Annotated in this window: 1 protein-coding gene; it reads right to left on the reverse strand. The window is 65.8% G+C overall.

The genetic code is table 11. From position 1 onward, the window contains the following. Positions 1-2,119 (reverse strand): polyketide synthase dehydratase domain-containing protein (locus tag I5Q34_RS32700; protein ID WP_374193087.1); only part of this gene is annotated, 2,119 nt, incomplete at its 3' end. Between the last annotated feature and the right edge of the window lie 219 nt (positions 2,120-2,338).

Below are 2,338 nucleotides of genomic sequence, written 5' to 3' on the forward strand. Positions count from 1 at the left end.
TGGCGAGGGTGCCGGTGCCTCCGGTGATGAGGACCGTCCCCTCAGGATCGAAGGGGGCTGGAACGACGAGTACGTTCTTGCCGACGTGACGCCCCTGCTGCATGTGGCGGAAGGCATCCGCGGCGTCCGGGATGTTCCAGCAAGTGAGCGGGAGGGGTTGGAAGGCGCCTTCCTCGAAGAGGCGCAGGACCTTGGCGAGGATGTCCCGGACCAGCTCGGGCGTTGCACTGAGCAGGTCGAACGCTTGGTAGGAGACACCCGGGTGAGTTCGGCGCACCTCATCCGGGTCCCGGATGTCACTCTTGCCCATTTCGAGGAATCGGCCCCCGTGGCAGGAAGTGAGGCGCAGTGAAGCATCGACGAACTCGCGGGCCAGACAGTCCAGTACGACGTCGATGCCTCGTCCACCGGTGAGAGGGGCGAATTGCGTTTCGAAGGTCAAGGCGCGGGACGAGGCGATGTGCTCGGGCAGGATTCCGTTGGCCCGCAGTACATGCCACTTCTCCGGGCTGGCGGTGGCGAAGACCTCCGCCCCCAGATGCCGGGCCAACTGGACGGCCGCCATTCCCACCCCGCCGGCTGCGGCATGGATGAGAACCGACTCGCCTGCCCGGAGCCCCGCCAGCTCGACGAGCCCGTAATAGGCCGTGGCGAAAACGATGGGCACCGACGCGGCCTGCGCGAACGACCAGCCTTCCGGAATACGGGCCAACATGCTTTTGTCGGCCACCGCGACCGGGCCGAACGCGGCATCGAAGACGCCCATCACCCGGTCACCGGCCTGCCACGAGGTCACGTCGGACCCGACGTCGAGGACAACACCCGCCCCCTCACTGCCCAGTCCGTCCTGTCTTCCTTCGACCATGCCCAGGGCGATCAGGACATCGCGGAAGTTCACGCCGGCCGCCCGCACACCGATGCGCACCTGGTGTGCTCCCAACGGGACACTGGCCGTGTCGCAAGGGACTGGTCGTAGCCCCGTAAGGGTTCCTGGGTCCGTGCATTCCAGGCGCCACCCTGTTTCCTGTCCCTCTCCGAGCGGCGGACAGATACCGGTGATCGAGGCACTGCCGTCATCGACCTTCACGAGGCGGGGTACGCGCACCTCGCCGCCGCGTACTGCCGCTTGAGGCTCGTCCGTGCGGAGGATCGACGGCAACAGCCCCCAGGACACGGGCTCGTCGGCACTGTCGAGGTCGACGATCACCACGCGGCCCGGTTCCTCGGACTGAGTCGAACGCACCAGCCCCCACGCGGCAGCGCCCGCGAGGTCCGGTACATCCTCGCCCTTGTCACAGGCCACGGCTCCACGGGTGACGACGAGGAGGCGTGAGTCGGCGAGACTCCCTGCGGCCAGCCACTGCTGGAGCGACTGGAGGAGGTGCTCGGTCCGGTGGTGGATCTCCTGGATGGTCGGCCCGTCGAAGGTCCCTGTGCGACAGTCGATGACGACGACGTCCGGGCAGTGTTCAAGAGTGCGCGACGACTCGACCAGTGTGGTGAGACTGTGGTGGAGAGTCAGGCTGACGCCATTGAGGACGCCATTGAGGACGGCGTTGGGGCCGAATGTACCCTCGGCGAGACCCTGTTCATCTCCGATGATTGCCCATCGCTCATGCGGATGCGGTTCAAGCGGCCGGACCGGGGAGGCTTCCCATGCCACCTCGAAGAGATCTGCCTGATCGATGGCGCTGTGAGCGAGGCCCCTGAGTTCGTCCATGTTGACGGGACGCAGGGCGAGTGAATCGACCGAGAGGAGACGGCGCCCGAGTTCGTCAGTGGTCTCCAGGGACAGAGTTCGATGCCCATCCCTTGCGGGGCCCTGGGATAGGCGGACCCTCATGGACGACACCTGTGCAGAAGGCGTTCGGGCGGACGAAACATCGGCGGCATACAAGGTGACACCGCTCCATGCGAACGGCAGGCATTCCTGTTCGTCCGATGTCAGCGCCATGGTTTGTACGGTGGCATCCAAAAGGGCTGGGTGGAGAGCGAATCCCGTTGTGGCATCCGGCATGTCATCCGGCAAGGACAGCTCAGCAAAGGTTTCCGTACCAAGGCTCCACGCCTTACGTACGCCTTGGAACGTGGGCCCGTACGAGAACCCCATCCCCGCCATGAGGGCGTAAAAGCCGTCGAGCTCCAGCGGTACGGCACCGGAAGGTGGCCAGGAGCCGTCTGTGGTTCCGTTTTCCGTTGCATCTCTGCCCTGGGGCGTGGTGGGTTGTGGGGTGAGGGTGGCGGTGGCGTGGTGGGTCCAGGCGTGGGTTTTGTCGTGGGCAGTGGTGGGGGTGTGGGAGTGGATGGTGAGTTCGCGTCGGTTGTCGGGTCCGGGTGG

It is taken from the genome of Streptomyces sp. AV19 (assembly GCF_015999245.1).
Taxonomy (GTDB): Bacteria; Actinomycetota; Actinomycetes; order Streptomycetales; family Streptomycetaceae; genus Streptomyces.